We start from the raw sequence: 20,896 nt of genomic DNA, 5'->3' as shown, positions 1-20,896 counted from the left end.
GTGGTGCTGAATTCGAGTCTCGCCCGAGTGGGCTGGCGCCGGGCGCGCAAGGTGCTGACCTCGCGCGCGGTCACGGCTTTGACCGTGCCACACGGCGTGGACCGCTACCTCGGCCTGATCAATCCACTGTGGTCGGTCAATGAGGTGCGCGCGGCCGTTGCCGACGTCACCCACCCCACGCCGAGCTCTGTCACGCTGACCTTGCGGCCCAACGGGAACTGGGACGGGGCACAAGCCGGGCAGTACGTGCGCCTCCACGTCGAGGTCGACGGGATGCGCCGGACCCGGTGCTTCTCCGTCGCCGGCTCGGCACACCGCTCGGACGGCCTGGTCGAGATCACCGCCAAGGTGAACCCGGCCGGCACGGTGTCCGGCTACCTCAAGCGCCACGCCCGGCCCGGCCTGGTCGTGGGGCTCTCCCAGGCGGAGGGCGGCTTCGTCCTGCCCGCCGAGGTGCCCGGGCACGTCCTGCTGATCAGCGGCGGCAGCGGAATCACGCCGGTGATGTCCATCCTGCGCACCCTCGCCGACCGGCGGCACACCGGCCGGATCACGTTCCTGCACTACGCGAGCGGCCCCGATGACGTGGTCTACCGCCAGGAACTCGCGGCCCTCGCCGCCGCCGGCCCGCGCCTCACGCTGATCCACGCCTACCCCCGGCAGCACGGACGGTTCAGCAAGGAACAACTGCTTGAGTTCGCGCCGGACTACGCCGACGCGCTGTGCTACTGCTGCGGTCCCCCGTCCTTGATGGACGCGGTCGGCTCGCTGTGGCGGGCCGAGGGTCTCGGCGACCGGTTGCGGGTCGAACGGTTCACGACGCGGATCACGGCACCTCCCGCCGGGGATCCCGCCGGCGAGGTCCGGTTCGCCCGCAGCGGCGTCAGCGTGCGCGGCGACGGGCGCACCTTGCTGGAACAGGCCGAATCCGCGGGCCTGCGCCCGGATCACGGCTGCCGGATGGGCATCTGCCACACCTGCACCAGCGTCAAAACCAGCGGCGCGGTCCGCAACGTACTCGACGGCACGATCACGGCGGAGCCCGGCGAGCGGATCCAGCTGTGCGTCAACGCCCCGTGCGGCGACGTCGAACTGGACATCTGAGTCGTCGACGACCACAACCGACAAGGACGGCGGCACATGGCCACCCGAGCCCGCATCCCGCAGCTCACCCCCGAGCAGTTCGACGAGCTCGGCCGGGAACTCGACGCGCTGCGCAAGGAACTGGCCGACGACCTCGGCCACGACGACGCGGCCTACATCCGCCGCGTCGTCACGTTGCAGCAGCGGTTCGAGTTCGCCGGCCGCGCACTGCTGTGGGCAGGCTGGTTCCCACCGGCGTGGCTCGCCGGGACCGCGGCGCTGTCGATCTCCAAGATCCTGGACAACATGGAGATCGGCCACAACGTCATGCACGGCCAGTACGACTGGATGGGCGACCCGAGCCTGAACTCGAAGATGTTCGAGTGGGACACCGTCTGCCCGGCCGAGCAATGGCGGCACACGCACAACTACGTGCACCACACGTTCACCAACATCCTGGGCAAGGACCGTGACATCGGGTACGGCCTGCTCCGCATGGTCGACAACCAGCGGTGGCGGCCGTACTACCTCGGCAACCCGGTGTACGCGTTCGTGCTGATGGTCGCGTTCGAGTGGGGCGTGATGCTGCACGACCTGGAGTTCGACCGGATCCTGTCCGGACGGCGGAAGTGGTCGGACACCAAGGGGTTGCGCCGCCGGATGTGGGAGAAGGGCGGCAAGCAGGCGCTCAAGGACTACGTGTTGTTCCCGTTGCTGAGCGGCCCCGGCGCGATGGCCACCCTGACGGGCAACGCGGTGGCGAACCTGGTGCGCAACCTGTGGGCGTTCAGCATCATCTTCTGCGGGCACTTCCCCGACGGGGTCGCGGACTTCACCGAGGAGGAATGCGCCGACGAGACCCGCGGCCAGTGGTACTACCGGCAGATGCTCGGCTCCGCCAACATCGACGGCGGCAAGCTGTTCCACGTCGTCGCGGGCAACCTCAGCTTCCAGATCGAGCACCACCTGTTCCCCGACATCCCCGCGCGCCGGTACCAGCAGATCTCGGGACGCGTCAGGGAGATCTCCGAGCGCTACGGACTGACCTACACCACCGGCCCGCTCGGCAAGCAGGTCGGCAAGGTGTGGCGCAAGATCTTCCGGCTCGCCCTGCCGCCGCGCGGGCGCACACCGTTCGGCACGGCCCGCCGTGACAAGCTCCGGCCGGTTCCCGACGCTCGGCGCGTGGCGGCATGACTGCCACTCCGGCTCGGCCGGGGCCGGGCGCGCCGGGCGAGACGGCCGAGATGGGCAAGGGCATCGGCGCGCCCGCACTGATGACCGTGGTCGCACTGGTCGGGTTCGTGACCACATTGGACAACACGATCGTCGCTGCCGCCGCGCCGTCGATCGGCCGGGAACTCGGGCTGGGCCTGACCACTCTCCAGTGGGTCGGCATCGCCTACATGCTGCCTTACGCCGGGCTGCTGCTGGCGGCAGGTGCGGTGATCGACCGGCTCGGCCGCCGCCGTGTCCTGCTCACCGGATGCGCGGTGTTCGCGGCCGGGGCGCTGCTCGGCGGTGTCGCACGATCGGCCGAGTTGTTGCTCGTGGCCCGTGCGTCGCAGGGCGTCGCTGCCGCGTTCATCGTGCCGGGAACGCTCAGTCTGATCCGTACCGAACTGCCGGAGCCCCGGCGCCCGATCGCCATCGCCGTGTGGACCGCCGCTCTCGCCGGTGCGCTGGCACTCGGGCCGTGGCTCGGCGGAGCGCTCGCCGAACACCTGCACTGGAGCTGGATCTTCCTGAGCAATCTGCCGTTCGTCGGGGCGGTGTGGCTGATACTGGCCCGCACCAGCCGCGTCGAAGGGGCTCGCACGGGTGCGCCGGTGCGACTGGGTGCGACGGCGTTGGTGACGGCGAGCCTCGTGCTGCTCACCGCGTCCGTGGTGACCTCGGGCGGCGTTGTGAGCGCTGTTCTCCTCGGTGGTGCGGGACTGCTCGGGTTGTTTGCCTTCGTGGGGTGGGAACGGCGTGCCGCCGTGCCGTTGATTCCCGCGAGGTTGTGGCGGAACCGGGCTTTCCTCGGCGCGAACGTACTGGTGTTGCTGTGGGGTCTCGGGATCAGCGGTGTCGTGTTCTTCACCCCGTTGCTGTATCAGGACTTCCTGGGAATGGGACCGGAGGCGGCTGGTCTGCCGTTGGTGGTGGTCGCAGGCGCGGTGGTCTGCGCGACCCCGTTCGTGCCGGCGGTCACGAGGATGCTCGGACCGCACCGCGCGGTGTGCCTCGGGTTGCTGGTCCTGGCTGGGGGACTGGCCCAGCTCGCCGTGGTGAACGACGAGACCACGATGGCGTCCCGGCTGGTCGGGTTGGTGCTCGCGGGGACCGGGTCGGCGTTCACCGCGCCGATCACCGGGCAGGCACTGGAAAGGGCCGGTGAGGACGACAGCGGCACCGCCTCCGGTGTGCTCACCGCGTCACGGGAGCTGTCCAGCGCGTTCGGCGTGGCACTGATCGGGATCGTGCTCACGTCCGTGCGGGCCGGTGAGATCGCCGGCGGCGTGGCCCCAGGCCCGGCGCTGGGCACCGGGTACGCCGCGGGACTGGTGGTCGCGGCGGTGCTGCAACTCGCCGGCGCGGCGCTCGCGCTCGTCGTCCTGCGTCCCCTACCTGCCGCGCCGCCGGCGCTGTCCAAGGAATGCGAGGGAACATGAACAGCGAGGCCGAGTGGCGGGCGTGGCTGGTCGAACGGCTCGCTGCCGTGTCGAGTGGCCGGGTCACCGAACGGGACGCGGACCGGCCGTTGCGGGATCTCGGCATCTCCTCGCGCGACGCGGTGGCGATCGCGGCGCAGGCCGGTGACCTGCTCGGCCGGGAGCTGCCGAGCACACTGGTGTGGACCGCGCCGACCGTGGCCGAGCTGGCCAAGGCGTTCGCCGGGGACGAGTCCGTCGGCGCGGCGGGCTCCGGGACATCGGCGGCCACGGCGGATGACGCGACGGTCGCGGTCGTCGGCGTCGCATGCCGGTTGCCGGGAGCGGCCACGCCTGCCGAGTTCTGGGACCTGCTCACCGGTGGCCGCTCGAGCATCGGCGACGTCCCCGCCGGGCGGTGGGAACGGTTCGCCCCGGACGTCGCCGGCCACGACCTGCCGAGGCAGGGCGGCTTCCTCGACGACGTCGCCGGGTTCGACGCCGAGTTCTTCGGCATCGGCCCCGGTGAGGCCGGGGTGATGGACCCGCAGCAGCGCCTGCTGCTGGAAGTGACGTGGGAAGCGCTGGCGAACGCGGGCATCCCGGCGAAGTCCCTGCGCGGCACCGACTGCGGGGTGTTCGTCGGCCTGTCCGCCACGGAGTATGCCCAGCTGACCATGCTGGACCTGGACCGTGTCGACACCGGTTCGGCCACGGGTGCGGCGGCGTCGGTGACGGCCAACCGCGTGTCCTACGCACTCGGCGCGCACGGCCCGAGCATGACCGTCGACACGGCGTGCTCCTCGTCGCTGGTCGCGGCGCACTTGGCGGTGCGGGCGTTGGCGGACGGAGACGCCAGCACGGCTGTGGTCGGCGGCGTCAACCTGTTGCTGTCCCCCATGATCACCGCGAGTTTCCAGCGTGAGGGACTGCTCGCCGCCGACGGCCGGTGCAAACCGTTCGACGCCACCGCCGACGGGATCGTACGCGGCGAGGGATGTGGCGTCGTCGTGCTCAAACGGCTCGCCGACGCCCGGCGCGACGGCGACCGGATCCTCGCGGTGATCAAGGGCAGCGCGGTCAACTCGGACGGCCGGTCCAACGGGCTGATGGCGCCGAATCCCGTCGCACAGCAACGACTTCTGCGGCGCGCGTACGAGCGAGCCGGAGTGCGCGCGCACTCGGTGGACTACGTCGAGGCACACGGCACGGGAACGTCGCTCGGCGACCCGATCGAGGCCGGCGCGCTGGCGGCGGTGCTCGGCGAGGGCAGGCCCGCCCCGCGGCCGTTGCTGATCGGCTCGGTGAAGTCCAACCTCGGCCACCTCGAAGGCGCGGCCGGGATCGTGGGACTGATCAAGGTGGTGCTGAGCCTGTGGCACTCGCGGCTGCCGCCGAGCCTGCACTACACCGCACCCAACCCGCACATCGACTTCGCGGGCGCACGGCTGAAAGTGGTCACGGAGAACACCGAGTGGCCGCGCTACCCCGGGATCGCCCGGGCCGGGGTGTCCTCCTTCGGTTTCGGCGGCACCAACGCACACCTCGTGCTGGAGGAATGGCAGCACGCCCGCCCGGTCACGGATTCCCCGGAGCGCGCGGAAGTCGTCGTCCTGTCCGGCCGCTCCCCCGCGCGCCTGCGTGCCCGCGCACGCGCATTGGCCGAGGTGGCCGGACAACGGCCTGATATCGGCGCCCTCGCCGCCGCGCTGGCGTACGCCGAGGACGAGGACGCACCCGTACGGGCGGCGGTGGCGGCGCGTGATGCCGTCCAGTTGCGTGACCGGCTTCAGCGGCTCGCCGAGGTCAAACCGACCGCCCGGCACGACCCGGTGTTCGTGTTCTCCGGGTACGGCTCGCAATGGCCGGGCATGGCGCGGCGGCTGCTGGCCGAGGAACCGGCGTTCGCCGAGGCCGTCACCGAACTGGACGGCGTGTACCGCGATGTCGCCGGTGTCGAGTTGTCCGCGCTGCTCGACGGACTCGACGCGGCGGCCGAGCCGCTGTCCGACTGGCAACTGGCCCTGTTCGGCACGCAGGTCGCGCTGGCGGGGCTGTGGCGCGCCCACGGCGTTCGTCCCGCCGCGGTGATCGGCCACTCGATGGGCGAGGTCGCCGCGGCAGTGGTGCTCGGCGCGCTCGAACCGGCCGACGGCCTGCGTGTGATGGTGCGACGGACGATGGTGCTGGACGAACTCCAGGCACTGGGCGCCGGGGCGATGGCCGTCGTCGAACTCGCCCCCGGCGAACTGGACGAACTCGCCAAGAGTTTCCCGGGAGTCACCATCGCGGTGTACGCCTCGCCGACGCAGTGCACCGTCAGTGGCCCGGTCGGCCAGGTGGCCGCGCTGGTCGAGCACGTGACGGCGCGCGGCGGGCTGGCCAAGATCGTGCCGACCGGCGTCGCGGGGCATTCCGCCGCGATCGACCCCGTGCTCGACCGCCTCACGGCGGCGCTGGCCGACCTGCGTCCCGCGCCAGAGGCGGTCCCGCCGGGCGTCACGTGCTACTCCAGCGTGCTGGAGGATCCTCGGCTGCGGCCGTTGTTCGACGCAGGCTACTGGGCGGCGAACCTGCGTCGCCCGGTGCGGTTCACCCAGGCCGTCCAGGCCGCGGTGGCCGACGGGCACCGCTTGTTCGTCGAGATCTCGCCGCATCCGGTGACCGCCGTCGCGATCGAGCAGACCGCGCTTGCCGATGAGGTCACGGTGATTCCGACGCTGCGCCGCGATCCGGACGGCACGGGTGACGGCTTCGCCGCCGCGCTGGCCACCATGTGGGTGCACGGCCCAGCGGAGGTCGTGCGCACGCGCTACCCCCGGCGCTTGGTTGTGGACCTGCCGCCGCCGGTGTGGGAACACCGGGAGTACTGGGCCGACCCGGCGCCGTCGTCCGGCCGCACAGGGCATCCGTTCCTCGGTGAGCGGGTCCGGGTGCCGGGCACTGACCAGCAGGTCTGGTCGGGCGACGTGGGGCTGGCCGCGCACCCGTGGCTGGCCGGGTACACCGCGCACGGCGTACCGGTCCTTCCCGGTGCCGCGCTCGTGGAGCTGATGCTGGCAGCTGCGCTGTCCGCCAAGGAGAACGTCGAACTGCGCGAGGTGGTGCTGCACAGGATCCTGCCGCTGGCCGAGCACACGGAGGTGTCGGTGTCGGCGGTGCCCACGCCGCAGGGCGACCTGGAACTGCTGGTGTTCGCGCGGTTCGGCGTCGAGTGGGTGCGGTGCGCCTCGGCCGTCGCCACGGACCCGGTGACGCCCCCGATTCCCGTCCCCGGCGGACTTTCGTCCACTGTAGAGCATCCAGGTGGCGGGCGGCGTTCAGGCTTCACGTTGCACCCGGCCCTCGGCGAGGCCTGCGTGCGTGCCCTGGTTTCCGGCACTGACGACCAGGTGTGGAGTGCGACGCGGATCGGCCGTGTGCGCGTCGTCGATGATCTCCGTCGCGTAGCAACGGTATCGGCGGCAGCGGACACGGCTCAACTGCTCGACGCGCACGGCAAGGTGCTCGCTGAGGTCGCGGCTGCCGAACTGACCGCCACCACACGAGCGGACGTCCCGTTCCTGCCGGAAATGCTCGCCTACGAGGCGGAATGGACACCCGACGAGCTACCAGCCGGCGCCATGTCGTCCACAACGGACTGGGTCGTGGTGCACGCGGACGGCGTGGACGCGGCACCGTTGGTCGGCTTGCTGGTCGCGCACGGGCAGCACGCCGTCGCGGTCCCGATGAGCCGTCGCGGCGACCTGACAACGACCGGCGGTGTCGTGGTACTGCCAGACCTGCCGGGCTCCCCCGCCGAGGTGGACGCCGCGCGTGCCCTGATGCTCACCGTCGCTGACGTGGTCCGTGACCTGGCAGGGCTGGACAGCACACCGCCACGGCTGTGGCTGATCACGCGAGGAGCCAGCGAGGTCGTACCGGGCGAGACCGTGCGCCCAGGACTCGCCGCGCTGCGTGGCCTGGTCCGGGTCCTCGCCTACGAGCATCCCGAACTTCGTGCGACTGTGGTCGACCTCGACGATCAGGCCACCGAGCGCACTGCGGTGCGTGAACTGCTGGCCGACCAGCCGCACGACGAGGTGGCCTGGCGCAACGGCCGGCGTTTCACCCACACGCTGACCCGCACCGGGCTCGCCGCGCGTCAGCCGGCGCCGGTTGTCCGGGACGGCGCCTACCTGATCACGGGTGGGCTCGGCGGGCTTGGCCTCGCAGCCGCCCGCTGGCTGGCCGACTCGGGCGCCACACGGCTCGTGCTGTCCGCACGGCGGGGACCGTCCGCGGCGGTCCTCGCCGTGATCGAGGAACTCGCCGTGACCCGCGTAGCGGTCGAGGTGGTGACCGGGGACATCGCCGATCCCGGCGTCGCCGGGCAAATGGTGCGCGCGGCAACGCGTGACGGCAGCCCGCTGCGTGGCGTGCTGCACGTGGCCGGTGTGCTCGCCGACGGTGCCGTGCTCGGCTTGGACGCCGACGACCTGGCCGCCGTGTGGCGTGCCAAAACCGAAGGCGCACTGCGGTTGCACGAGGCGTGCGACGGGGTCGACCTGGACTGGTGGCTGGCCTACTCGTCGGCCGCCGCCCTGTTCGGTTCACCCGGACAGGCCGCCTACGCCACGGCGAACGCCTGGCTGGACGCGTTCACCGCGTGGCGACGAGCCGCCGGCCTGCCCGCGGCCACGATCCAGTGGGGCGCGTGGGCTGAGATCGGCGGTGCGGCAGGCAAGGACAACCCGATCCTGGAGCCGATGCCGCCGCGTGAGGCCATCGCGGCGCTGTCCGCTGTGCTCGCCTCCGGCCGCGGCCAGACCGCGATCACCCGGCTGGACGTCGACACGGTGCTGGACCTCTTCCCCCGGCTCGCGGAGCGGCCGATCTTCGGCAAGCTGGCCGCTTCCGTCCACGCGGACGGCCCGCGGCACGAGAACGCCTTGCGCGCACTCGCGGCCGACGACCCGGACACGGCCCGCGTCGCCGTACGCGATCACCTCGTCGCCATGGTCGCCGAGATGATGTGGCTGGACGCCGACCGGCTCGACCCGTACGCCCCGCTCACCTCGCTCGGGCTCGACTCGCTGCTGGCCATGCGCGCCCGCGGGGCGGTGGAACGGGATTTCGGCGTCACCCTGCCGTTGCCGCTGCTGTTGCGGGGAGCCAGTCTCGCCGATCTGGCCGACTACCTGGCGGACACGCTGCGCACAGCGCGAACGACGATCTCGGCGCCGACGCGGGCTGGCCGCGACGGACCGGCAGGACGGGACTTCGCCGAACGGTGGGTGAGCCGAGCCGTGCGCGAGGTGCTCGGCCCGGACGGGGACATCGACGTGCACCTGCCGTTGGCCGAGGCCGGAATGGACGACGCGGCGGCACACCGGCTCCTCGCCGCCGTCTCCGCCGAACTGGGCAGAACGGTCACCGCACGGGAAGTGCTCGCCGTGCCGACCGTCGCCGGGGTGGCCGACGTCCTGCGCGCCGAATTGGCGGGCACGGACGACGACCCGGTACGCCTGCTCGGCGGACGCGGAAACCACCCGAGTCCACCGCTGTACCTGTTCCACGCCGCGGGAAGCCCCACCGCGGTGTACCGGCCGCTGGTCGGGCTGCTGCCCCCGGACGTGACCTGCTACGGCATGGAGCGTCTCGACCATCTGGACACTGTGGAGGCCAAGGCCGCGCGGTACGCCGAGCTGATCCGTGAGCGGCAGCCCGACGGGCCGTACCGGCTCGGCGGCTGGTCGTTCGGCGGGATGCTCGCCTTCGAGACAGCGCGGCGACTCCGTCGCTCGGGGGCGGAGATCGAACTGCTGTTCCTGATCGACACGATCATCCCCCTGCCCGACGACGAGCCGTCGCCGGACGACGCGCTGCGCAGGCGGCTGGCCCGGTTCGTCGACTACATCGAGCGCATCTACCAGGTGGACCTGGGACTGCCGGAACAGACGCTGGTGGCGTTGCCGGAACGGGAACGCGACGAACTGGTCATGCGGCGGCTGTCGGAACGCGTGGCGGGCATGGGCACGGCGGTGCTGGAACACCAGCGGACCTCCTATGTGGACGCACGGATCTCCGAGCAGTACGCCCCGGGCCGCTACTGCGAACCCGTCTTGTTGTTCCGTGCCAAGGACCCGCACCCGCTGACCACCACGCTCGACCCGCGCTACCTGCGGACCGACGACGCGCTCGGCTGGGACGAGTTCTGCCCGCACCTGGAGGTGGTCAAGGTACCCGGCGACCACATCACGGTCATCGATCCGCCGCACGTCGCGATCGTCGCGGATCGGATCTCCGCCGACATCCGCGCGCCGCGGCAGTGAGGAAGTGAGGAAAGATGAGAAGAACCAGGCAGCGCCCTCGTCTCCCGGTGGTCGCGCTCGCCGCCGCGACCCTGCTCGCGGCCGTGATCCCGGTCAGCGCGACCGCGGCGCCCCCGGCGCCCGTCGCCGACGACGGCGCGAGAGTCGTCGAGGAAACCAGGATCGACGACCGCACCATCGACCTGAAGATCGACACACCCGCGTTACCCGGGACGGCCATGGTCCGGCTGCTCGTGCCGTCCGGCTGGTCGAAGGACGCGCAGCGGACCTGGCCGGTGCTGTACCTGCTGCACGGCTGCTGTGAGCCGATGGACTACAAGTCCTGGACCCAGTTCACCGACGTCAAGCAGTTCACCGCGGACAAGCAGGCGATCGTCGTGATGCCGAGCGCGGGCAAGATCGGCATGTACACCCAGTGGTGGAACTACGGGTTCTCCACCAAGCCGGACTGGCCCACGTTCCACACGACCGAACTCCGGCAGATCCTGGAACGCGGCTACCAGGCGGGCACGAAACGCTCGGTGGCCGGATTGTCCATGGGCGGCTACGGCGCGATGGAGTACGCCAGCCGGTTCCCCGGCATGTTCGGCGCGGCGGCGTCGTACAGCGGCGCTGTCAACGTCCTGATGCCGCCCATTCCCGAGGCGACGCAGCTGAACATGATCGCGCAGGGCTTCTTCGTCTGGGGCGTGCTGTGGGGCGATCCGTGGTCGCAGCGGGCGCGGTGGATGGACCACAACCCGTACGACAAGGTGGACAAACTTCGCGGCACGCAGCTCTACGTGTCATCCGGCGACGGCAATCCAGGCCCGCTGGAGAACCCGAACGCCCCACCCAGCGCCGGGGCGATCCTCGAAGGCATGGCGCTCGGCAATTCCAAGTCGTTCACCGACAAGCTGCGGCAGAACGGAATCCCGGTCACGGCGGACTACTACGGGCCCGGCACGCACACGTGGCCGTACTGGGAACGCGCGCTGAAACGGTCCTGGCCACTGCTCGCCTCCGGTATGGGCATCTGAACGAACGGATTGGGACAGCCATGACGATGATCTCGAACACCCGGAGCGCGGGCGCCGACCCGATGACCGCGGGCGCCGAAAGCCTCCCGGCGAGGCTGACGCACTGGGCCCGGACGCGGGGCGCCGCGCGGGCGCTCACGTTCGTCGACTACTCCAGCGATCCCGCGGGCGCGGACACGTCGCTGACCTGGCGGGAACTCGACGACAAGGTGACCGCGGTGGCGGCGTGGTGCCAGCGGCGGGCCCGCCGGGGTGACCGGGCCGCCGTGCTGGTCGAACAGTCGGCGGAGTACGTGATCGCGTTCCTCGGCGCGCTGCGGGCGGGCCTGGTCGCGGTGCCGGTGTTCGAGCCGTCCCCGCTGCCGGGGCACCTGTCACGGCTCGCGGCCGTGCTCGCCGACTGCGACCCCGCGTTGATCCTCACCACCCGGCGGCAGACCGACGCGGTGGACGAGTTCCTGATCGAACGCGACCTGGCCGGGCCACAGCTGGTCGCTGTCGACATGGTGCCGGACGCCGTGTACGAGCCCGTGGCGCTGAAGCCGGACGATCTGGCGTACCTGCAGTACACGTCCGGGTCCACGAGGAACCCGGCGGGCGTGGTGATCACCCACGGCAACGTGGCTGCCGCCGCCACGCAGACCGTGCGGGCCTACGAGGGCACGCCTGGTGGCGCGGTGGTGAGCTGGTTGCCGTTGTTCCACGACATGGGCCTGGTCGTGGGCATCGCCGCGCCGCTGATGGGCGGCCTGTCGTCCACCTTGATGGACCCGATCGCGTTCCTCACCCGCCCGGTGCGGTGGCTGGAGTTGATGGCGGCCTCGGGGGCGGCGATCACCGTCGCGCCCAACTTCGCCTACGGCTACACCGCCGCACGCACCACCGACGAGGACATGGATGGGCTGCGGCTCGACGACGTGGCTCTCTTCGGCGACGGCAGCGAGCCGATCGTTCCCGCCATTGTGGACTCGTTCTACGCGAGGTTCGCCTCGTGCGGCGCGCGGCCGACCATGTTCCGCCAGGGCTACGGTCTCGCGGAAGCGGTGCTGCTGGTGTCGTCGTCGCCCGCGGGCCTGCCGCCGAAGGCGCGGACGTTCGACCGGGCCGGCCTCGCCGACGGCGAGGCGATCGAGGTGGCCTCGGGGTCCACCCTGGTCTCGGCCGGGCAGCCGCTGGACCAGCTGGTGCGCGTGGTCGATCCGCACACGCACACGGTGCTGCCCGACGGGCGGGTCGGCGAGATCTGGACCAGCGGGCCGAACGTGTGCCTGGGGTACTGGGGCAAGGACGACGGCGAGTCGGCCGCGGTGTTCCGGGCCGAGCCGCTCGACGAGGGCGGCCGGCCGGTGGAGCCGTACCCCGGCTGTGTGGGCTGGCTGCGCACCGGCGACCTCGGTGTCCTGATCGACGGAGACCTGTTCGTCACCGGACGGCTCAAGGACTTGATCATCGTGGACGGCCGCAACCACTACCCGCAGGACGTCGAGTACACCGCGCAGAACGCGCACCCCGCGATCCGGCGGCACGCGGTCGCCGCGTTCTCGGTCACGGGCGAGCAGGGAGAGTACGCCGTGGTGGTGGCCGAACGGGCACGCCAGACGACCTCGGCGGAGCTGGATTCCGCCGAGGTGACCGCCGCGGTCAGGTCCGCGGTGTCCAGTGCGCACGGGCTGGCGGTGCGGGCGGTGGTGTTGATCGAGCCCGGCGAGCTGCCGCGCACGTCGAGCGGCAAGGTCCGGCGAGCGGAGTGCCGAACCCGTTACACCGACGGCGACCTCGGCGCGATCAACTGACATGTCCACTGTAGACGTGCCAGTCGAGCCGGCAAGGCGGGTGGAGGTCCCCGCGTTCGCCCGGCTGCCCGTGTTGGCGATCGCCGCGGCGGTGGCCGTCGTGCTGCTGGCGGTCAGCGGTCGGTTCGGCTACTTCGGCGACGAGCTGTACTTCCTCGCCACCGGCCGCTACCACTGGGCATGGGGGTACGCCGACAACCCGTGGCTGCTGCCCGGACTGGCGTGGCTGCTCGACTCGGCGTTTCCCGGCTCCGTCGTGGCTTTCCGGATCCTGCCGATGCTGCTCACCTGCGGCGGGGTGGTGCTGGCCGCGCTGATCGCCAGGGAGTTCGGCGGCGCACGGAAAGCACAGGTGCTCACGGCAGGCGCGTACGCGCTCTCCTTGCACCTGCTCGGTTCCGGGCACGTACTGGCGACGTCGACAGTGGACCCGTTCTGCTGGGTCGTGGTCAGCTGGCTGGTCGTGCGGTGGCTGCGCACCGGCTCCGACCGGTTGCTGTTCATCGCCGGGGTCGTCTCGGCGGTGGCGATGCAGGGCAAGTGGCTCATCGTGTTCTTCTGGCTGGCACTGGCCGCGAGCGCCATGATCGCGGGGCCGCGCCGCCTGCTCAGCCGCCCGGCGTTGGCGGCGGGCGGGGCGGTCACCGTGCTGGCCACGGTACCGACGTTGCTCTGGCAGGCGGACAACGGCTGGCCGTACTTCCTCATGCGGGAGGTGGCGGCCGAACAGAACTGGCGACTGCTCGGCGGGCCACCGGCGATGATCCCGCTCGCCTTGCTCGGGTCCGGTTTGATCGTCGGCGCTTTCCTTGCCTGCCATGGGGTGTACGCGCTGCTGCGGACACCGCACCTGCGCCCCTACCGGCTGTTCGGCCTGACGGCGGTACTGGTGACAGCGACCTTCCTGGTCCTCGCGAGCCGGTACTACTACGTGGCCGGGCTCTACGCGGTGCTGTTCGCCGCCTCCGCGGTGACGATCGAGCGCCGCGGTCCGGCGCGCTGGTGGCGATGGGTGCCCACCTGGCCGGTGTACGCGTTGTCCGTGCCGTTGATGATCTACCTCGCGCTGCCGGTTCGCCCGGCGACCGCGTTCACCGGTGCGGGTCTCGTGGATTTCGTCTCCAGCGGCAGCTACGGCTGGCCCCAGCTGGCCGGCACCGCGGCGACGGCGTATCGCGGCCTGCCCCCGGCGGACCGCGCCCGTACCGCGGTCTTGGGTGACAGCTACTGGCAGGCCAGCGCTTTGGACGTGTACGGCCGCGAACGTGGACTGCCCAGGGCATACGGCCCGGAACGGGGATATTGGTACACCGGCCGCCCACCGGACGAGACAACACAGGTGCTCTACGTCGGCGGCGACGCGGCCTGGTTGCGGCAGTTCTTCGGTGAGGTCCGCCAGGTGTCCAGTGTGCGGCTTGACATCGACGCGCAGGTGGCCAACCAGAACGTGCCGATCTGGTTGTGCGGCGATCCGTTCGCCCCATGGCCACACTTGTGGGACCGCATGCGCCGCCCGTAGTTCGCCTCATCGCGGACGAGTTCTGTTCGAAGTATCAGAGCCGTCTCAACGAATCGACAAAGGCGAGCACACTGGGAATACGCGCCACTACCGGACGTGATTGGTAACAACGCATCACATCATTTCGTGCCCGAAATGGGCACAGCGCGCCGAACGTCCAGTCCAATTGCGCGTGAATTGCCAGCGCGAGCAGCGTTGGCGTTGCAGTTTCCGGCGGTTGACACCGTTGAATACCGCACTTAGCGTGGCCGCAGACATGGGGTGTCTGCACACCAGGGGGTGCGAGCATGAATAACGCCGTGACCGGCCACAGTAACAATGTGCCGCAACGCGTGATATTCCTTGACGCGGCACCTGCCCATCAAAGAATGTGGGCCCATCGTCTGGAACTGCTTGACCACGCGAGCGTCGAGGGTCTACTTTCCGCTATTTACTGCAGCTCCGCCGAGCTCGACCGGCCTTCGACATCAGGCCGGTAGATTCGAGCAAATCATTGTTCGGAAAAGACGAGAGCCTGACCGTTCACCGATTCGCGCCGCCGCCGCGGGCGACGAATCACCGCACGGCCGGCTCGCGTACCGGGCTGTCCAGACGAGCTGCCGGACCCGCGACTGTTCACAAAGGAGGGAACAGATGGCCGCTGAACGAGTGGACACCGCCGTGGCACCGCCGGGCAGCGCTGCCGCGCCACCGGTCCCGTTGCGCCGCAACACGAACTTCCAGGCACTGTGGACCAGCGAGGCCTTCGCGGCCGTGGCCAAGGAAACGGCGGAGTTCGCATACCCGCTGCTGATCCTGGCCACGACCGGGTCCGCGTTGTTCGCCGGGATGGTCTCGTCGGTCCAGCTGGTCGTCGCGAGCCTGGTGTCCCTGTGGGCCGGGCGGCTCGCCGACCGGTTCGACCGCAAGAAGCTGCTCGTCGCGTGCAACCTGATCCGGGTCGCGCTGCTCGGCGTGTTCGCCGTGCTGATCTTCGGTGACCAGGTGAACCTGGTCGTGATCCTCGCCATCGCGATGACCTCGGCCGTGTTCCTGAGCATCTCGCAGCCCGCCGGCCTCGCCGCCATCAAGGCGTTGGTGCCGCCCGAGCAGGTGCCGACGGCGATCTCGCAGAACCAGATCCGGTTCTTCGGGGCCACGCTGGTCGGTCCACCAGCGGCGGGCGCGTTGTTCGGCTTCTCCCGCGCCTTCCCCTATCTCGGCGCCGCGCTGTCGTTCTTGATCTCCACGGTTCTGCTGCTGTTCGTCAGGAAACCGATGCAGGCCGCGGCGACGCTGGCCGACGAGGGCAAACGGCACGCGATCGACGGATTCCGGCTGATCCGGCGCGAGCCGATCCTGTTCTGGATGCTGCTGTGGATCATGGGCTCGAACCTCGTGTTCAACCACACCGGCGTGTTCATCGCGCTGGCGGCCACCGCGACGGAGAAGGGAACCGAGTCGGCGCTGATCGGTGTGTCCGTCGCGTTCGCGGGTGCGGGCGGACTGCTGGGTTCGTTCTTCGCGTCCGTGGTGCTCAAACGACTCAGACCCGCCACGATCATGATCTTCTCCGCCTGGGTGGGGCCGGTCGCCGCCATTCTGCTCACCCTCGTGCCGAACGTCGTGGTCATGGGCGCTGTCGTCGGGTTCGTGTTCTTCCGCGGCCCGATCGTCAGTGCCCTGTTCCTGGCCTACGTCGCCGCGCTGGCGCCGGACAAGGTGCACGGACGGGTGCTGGGCGCGGTGTTCTTCCTGTCCATGGCCGTGCAACCGATCGGCATCTTCACGATCGGCGCCATCTTCGACTGGGGCGGCTCGTTCGCGGTGTTCTCGTTCGTCGGCGCCGTCGCGCTCCCGGTCGCCCTGGCCACGCTGACCCCGACCATGCGCACTCTGCCCCGGCCGGAGTCGCTGCACGAGTCGCCGCACTGACCAGCTCGGGGAATCGCCGCGGTGGCGGTTCCGGCACGGCACCAACAGAGAGGGTCCGATGAGGACGGACGAGACAAGCGACCCGGTCGGCGAGTTATCCGGCCGGTCGCTGGGGGAATTGTTCATGGCGCAGTTCCGGCGCCGCCCGGACCGGCCCGCGATCGCCGGGGCGGACGGGGTCACCTACGCCGAACTGGGGGCGCTCGTCGAGCGGTTCGCCCGGGGGCTGCGGCGGCTCGGGCTGCCCGCGGGTGCGATGGTCGGCGTGGCAGGTGATCGCGGCCGGGACGCGTGTGTCGCGATCCTGGGCGCGGTGTCCGCGGAGCTCGGATACGTACCACTGGATCCCTCGTTGCCCGCCGAACGGTTGCACAGCATGGTTGCCGACAGCGGTGCGGTGGCAGTGATCCGGCTGCCCGGCGCGAAAGCAGTGGACGGGCGGATGTTGGAGTTCGCGGACATCCTCGACGCAGGCGGGCACGGCCCGGCGCTGCCACCGCCCACCGGCACGACTCCCGCGTACGTGATGTTCACGTCTGGCACGTCCGGGCGCCCGAAGGCCGTCGCGATCCCGCAGCGCGGCGTGGCGAGGCTCTCGATCGGCAACGGCTTCCTCGACATCGAGCCGGCCGATCGCGTGCTGCACGCCAGTTCCCTGTCGTTCGACGCCTCGGTGCTCGAGATGTGGCCGGCACTGCTCAACGGCGCCTGCCTGGTGCCGGTCGCCTCCGACGTGCTGCTGTCCGCGCCTGCCCTGCACGAGGTGCTGCGCCGGGAACGGATCAGCGTCCTGTTCCTGACCACCAGCATCTTCCACCACATGGCCGCGCAACGGCCGGAGCTGTTCGCCGGGCTGCGGTACGCGATCACCGGCGGTGAGGCGTTGCAGCCCGAGGCGGCGCGTCGGGTACTCGAACACGGCCGCCCGGCCCATCTGGTCAACGCCTACGGCCCGACCGAGGCCGCGTGCGTCGCGACCGCGCACGTGGTGACCGTTGAGTCGCCGGACGCGATCGGCGTGCCGATCGCCGACACGACCTGTTACGTGGTCCGGCCCGACGGCACCCTGGCCGACGAGGGCGAACTGTGTGTCGCGGGTGGCGGGATCGCGACCGGCTACCTCAACGCCGCCGAGGAGAGCGCCGACCGTTTCGTCCGTCTCCCGGTCGGCCCGTCCGGTGAGCTCGTGCCGGTGTACCGCACGGGTGACGTCGTGCGGCGGCGGGCCGATGGCAGGCTGGAGTTCGTCGGACGCCGTGACGATCAGGTGAAGATCCGTGGCTTCCGCATCGAGCCGGGCGAGATCCGTGCCGTCCTGACCTCCCATCCGAGCGTCGCGGACGCCGCGGTGGTGGTTCGCGGCGACGGCGGCACGCGCGTGCTGGCGGCATACGTGGCGACTACAGCGCCCGACACCCAGGACTTGCTGGAGTTCCTGCGCGCCCGGCTGCCCGACCACATGGTTCCGGCCACTGTGACAGTGCTTGACCGGCTACCGCTGACAGCGAGCGGAAAACTGGACCACGGCGCACTTGCGGCGGCACCGGCTGCGGCACGTGGTCCCACTGGGACGGTGGCCGGGACGGTGGCCGGGATCTGGGCGTCGGTGCTGCCCTCCGGCCACGCCGAACCGGACGCCGACTTCTTCGCGGGCGGCGGCAACTCGCTGCTGGCAGTGCAACTCGTCGCCCAGGTCCAGGAGGAGCTGGGGCTCGACGACGAGCACAACTACCTGCTGATCACCAGCCTGTTGAACGAACCGACCATCCGGGCGTTCACGTCGACCGTGGAGAACGTCCGGCGCACCGGTGCGGTCGCAGACGTCGTCGCGACCGACCGCTGGCGGCCCGACATCGTCTGGGACGTCCCCCAGGTCACGCACGCCGGGCCCGAGCCGGGCTGGCGCACCCCACGGCACGTGTTCCTGACCGGTGCCACTGGTTTCCTTGGCGCGTACCTGCTTCGCGAACTGCTCGACCAGACCGGCGCCCAGATCCACGCTCTCGTCCGCGCACGGGACGTCACGCACGCGTACAGCCGCCTGGCTGAAGCGCAGCGCCGCTACGGGATTGACCGGCCGTTGCCGGTGGAGCGGGTTCTTCCCGTGCTGGGCGACCTCGCCCAACCCCGGCTTGGTCTCACGGACGCGGACTGGGAGCCGCAGGCGGCGCACGCGGACGTCATCCACCACTGCGGCGCGGAGGTCAACTTCCTGTACCCGTACGAGAAGCTGCGGGTGGCCAACGTGTTCGGCACGCAGGAGATCCTGCGGCTCGCGGCACACCGGGCGATCCCGGTGCACCACGTGTCCACTTTGGCCGTGGTGCACGGCATGGGCGCGGCCGGCCTGCGCCGGGCCACCGAGGACACTCCGCTGGACAACGTCGAACTGCTCGGCATGGGGTACCCGGAAAGCAAGTGGGTCGCCGAGGAGGTCGTGCGCGGCGCGGCCGGCGCGGGCCTGCCGACGGTGATCCACCGGCCGTACGAGATCTCCGGCGACACCACGGGATTCGCGTGGAACAGCGGGGCGGCGCTGTGCGAACTGTTCCGGATCATCACGGAGATGGAGCTGGCGCCGGACCTCGACCTCGCGCTGAACCTCGTCCCGGTCGACTACGTGGCGGCCGCCATCGTCCAGCTCGGACTGACCCAGCCCGCGGTGGGTCAGACGTACCACCTGGTCAACCCCCGCGAGGCGCTGCTCAGCGACCTGGTGGACCGGCTGCGCGCGCACGGGCACCGGATCCGCACGATCGACTACCCGGCCTGGATCGAGCAGATGCTCGCCTACCTCGCCGATCATCCTGGACATCCGTTCACGCCGTTGACCCAGCTGTACACCAAGCGAGTCACCCCGGAGATCACGCTGCAGGAACTGGCGTGCGCGCGGATCACGCCGCAGCTGGACCGGAGCGGGCTGGACGCGGCAGGCGGGCCGGTCTGCCCGCCGGTGGACCAGGAGTTGCTCGACGGGTACGTGCGGTACTTCCACGACTCGGGTTTCATCGTGCGGCCGACCGCCGCGCCGGAAAGGGCCGACCATGCTTGATGTCCAGGTGGACCTGACCGACCCGAGGACGTTCATCCCCGATCCACCGTACCGGACGTGGGCGCGGTTGCGCCGCCGCGACGGACTGCCGTTCCAGGAACGCCGAGAAGCACCCGGCTTCTACTCGGTGGTCCGATACCGTGACGTCGACACGGTGGTCCGCGACTCCACGAGCTACAGCTCCGAGGGCGGCATGACACTGGACACCGCGCTCGGTGTCCGTGACCCGGCGGCCGGAAAGATGATCGAGCTGACCGACCCGCCCCGCCACCGGCGGCTGCGGAAACTGGTCAGCGGCGGCCTGAACCGTTCGGTGGCGCAGAACATGGACGCCCTCCTGCGCTGGCGGGTGGACAGCTGGGTCGCCGACGCCGTGCGGGTGGGCGAGGTCGACTTCGTGGACGCGGTCAGCGAGCGTGTGCCGTCCGCGGCGACCGGCCTGCTGCTCGGTCTGCCGGAGAAGCATTGGGACAAACTGGCTGACAGGGCAAGCCGTGCCGTCTGCGGATCGCTGAGCGCGGACGACGCGAGAGTGGGCGACCTCGCGGTCCGCCGGAATTCGACAGCCACAGCCAACGGGCAGCTGATGGTCCACCTGGCGAGCCTGGTGGACCACGCCGAACTGGCCGAGGACGGGATGATGCGGCGGCTGGTGGAGGCGGAGATCGACGGTGACCGCCTGACGCGTGAGGAAGTGCTGCTGAACTGCCTCAACCTGGCCATCGCGGGCAACGAGACAACCAAGAACGCCACCACAGGCGGCCTGGTGGCGTTCAGCCGCGACCCCCAGCAGTGGCAGCTGCTGCGCCGACACCCGGAACTGCTCGACTCGGCGGTCGAGGAAATCCTTCGCTACACCTCACCCGTACAACACCTCATGCGCACGGTGACCCGCCCGCAAACCCTCGCGGGCACACCGCTGCACGAGGGCGACCTGGTTTGCGCGTGGGTGGCTTCGGCCAACCGCGACGAGGAGGTCTTCACCGAGCCGGACGCGTTCCGGATCGACCGGGACCCCAATCCCCACCTGGCTTTCACGGCGGGGAAACACTTCTGCCTCGGCGCGTCACTGGCCCGGCTGGAGATCAAACTCGTGTTCGAGGCGCTGCTGAGCAGGGTCGAACGGATCACCTTGCTGGGCACACCGGTCCGCAAACCCACCAACCTCGTCGCCGCTTACGCCCGGCTTCCGGTCGAACTGCACGCGGGCTGACCGCGCGCCCCCACGACGCCGTACCGGTCGTGGGGGCTCAGACGACGTCCAGCCGGCGGTTCGTGCACGCCAGAACACCACTGCTGTCTTTGGACACACCGCACGGTGCCAGCACCCGCTCCTCGGGCACGAGGTGGCTCTCGAGGAGTTTCGCCCAGCCGCACGTTGGCTGCCCGATCCTCGATCTCCCGCAGCCGGAGCCGGTGGTGGTCCGTCAAGATCCCGATCCGCGTGAACACACCGAGTTTCGCGATGGTGTCCCGTGTGGTCGTCAAGCGTTTCCTCATCCAGTGTTCCGGCAGCGGCGTTCACCGGAACGGTCCAGGTCACGCGAGCACGCAGCGCGTTAGTGA

10 protein-coding genes are annotated in these 20,896 nt (G+C 70.5%); all 10 read left to right on the top strand.

The annotated features are described in order from the left end of the window. The 10 genes from AOZ06_RS25925 to AOZ06_RS25880 all read left to right on the top strand — a co-directional run bounded on the left by AOZ06_RS25925 (window position 1) and on the right by AOZ06_RS25880 (window position 20,543). Window positions 1-1,104 (top strand): ferredoxin reductase, encoded by a 1,104-nt coding sequence (locus tag AOZ06_RS25925; RefSeq protein WP_179950839.1) that lies wholly within the window; start codon window positions 1-3, stop codon window positions 1,102-1,104. Window positions 1,105-1,140: 36 nt separating this feature from the next. After that, window positions 1,141-2,280: a fatty acid desaturase family protein gene (locus tag AOZ06_RS25920; protein ID WP_083471933.1), complete on the top strand. Its 1,140-nt coding sequence runs from the start codon at window positions 1,141-1,143 to the stop codon at window positions 2,278-2,280. Continuing rightward, on the top strand, window positions 2,277-3,740 hold the full coding sequence (locus tag AOZ06_RS25915; protein WP_225954730.1) for an MFS transporter: 1,464 nt from the start codon (window positions 2,277-2,279) through the stop codon (window positions 3,738-3,740). Before AOZ06_RS25920 ends, AOZ06_RS25915 begins: the two co-directional genes overlap by 4 nt. Beyond that, the gene (locus AOZ06_RS25910; RefSeq protein ID WP_054291779.1) at window positions 3,737-10,033 is read left to right on the top strand and encodes a type I polyketide synthase; all 6,297 of its coding nucleotides are present in this window, start codon (window positions 3,737-3,739) and stop codon (window positions 10,031-10,033) included. The genes AOZ06_RS25915 and AOZ06_RS25910 overlap by 4 nt, the downstream gene beginning before the upstream one ends. Window positions 10,034-10,047: 14 nt before the next feature. Beyond that, complete coding sequence (locus AOZ06_RS25905) at window positions 10,048-11,052, top strand: alpha/beta hydrolase (protein ID WP_054291778.1); 1,005 nt, start codon at window positions 10,048-10,050, stop codon at window positions 11,050-11,052. A 20-nt stretch (window positions 11,053-11,072) separates the two neighbouring features. Next, complete coding sequence (locus AOZ06_RS25900; RefSeq protein WP_054291777.1) at window positions 11,073-12,845, top strand: fatty acyl-AMP ligase; 1,773 nt, start codon at window positions 11,073-11,075, stop codon at window positions 12,843-12,845. A 16-nt stretch (window positions 12,846-12,861) separates the two neighbouring features. Then, window positions 12,862-14,364 (top strand): ArnT family glycosyltransferase, encoded by a 1,503-nt coding sequence (locus AOZ06_RS25895; RefSeq protein WP_169798982.1) that lies wholly within the window; start codon window positions 12,862-12,864, stop codon window positions 14,362-14,364. A gap of 633 nt (window positions 14,365-14,997) precedes the next feature. Beyond that, a complete protein-coding gene (locus AOZ06_RS25890; RefSeq protein ID WP_054291775.1) occupies window positions 14,998-16,278 on the top strand; it encodes an MFS transporter in 1,281 nt (426 codons plus the stop codon). 58 nt (window positions 16,279-16,336) lie between these two features. Further along, complete coding sequence (locus AOZ06_RS25885) at window positions 16,337-19,330, top strand: non-ribosomal peptide synthetase (RefSeq protein WP_054291774.1); 2,994 nt, start codon at window positions 16,337-16,339, stop codon at window positions 19,328-19,330. Beyond that, complete coding sequence (locus AOZ06_RS25880; protein ID WP_083471931.1) at window positions 19,323-20,543, top strand: cytochrome P450; 1,221 nt, start codon at window positions 19,323-19,325, stop codon at window positions 20,541-20,543. The genes AOZ06_RS25885 and AOZ06_RS25880 overlap by 8 nt, the downstream gene beginning before the upstream one ends. The last annotated feature ends 353 nt before the right edge of the window (window positions 20,544-20,896 follow it).

This window comes from Kibdelosporangium phytohabitans (genome assembly GCF_001302585.1).
Lineage (GTDB): Bacteria > Actinomycetota > Actinomycetes > Mycobacteriales > Pseudonocardiaceae > Kibdelosporangium > Kibdelosporangium phytohabitans.
The sequence above is the reverse complement of the archived record's forward strand: the minus strand, read 5'-3'. Positions and strand labels throughout refer to the sequence as shown.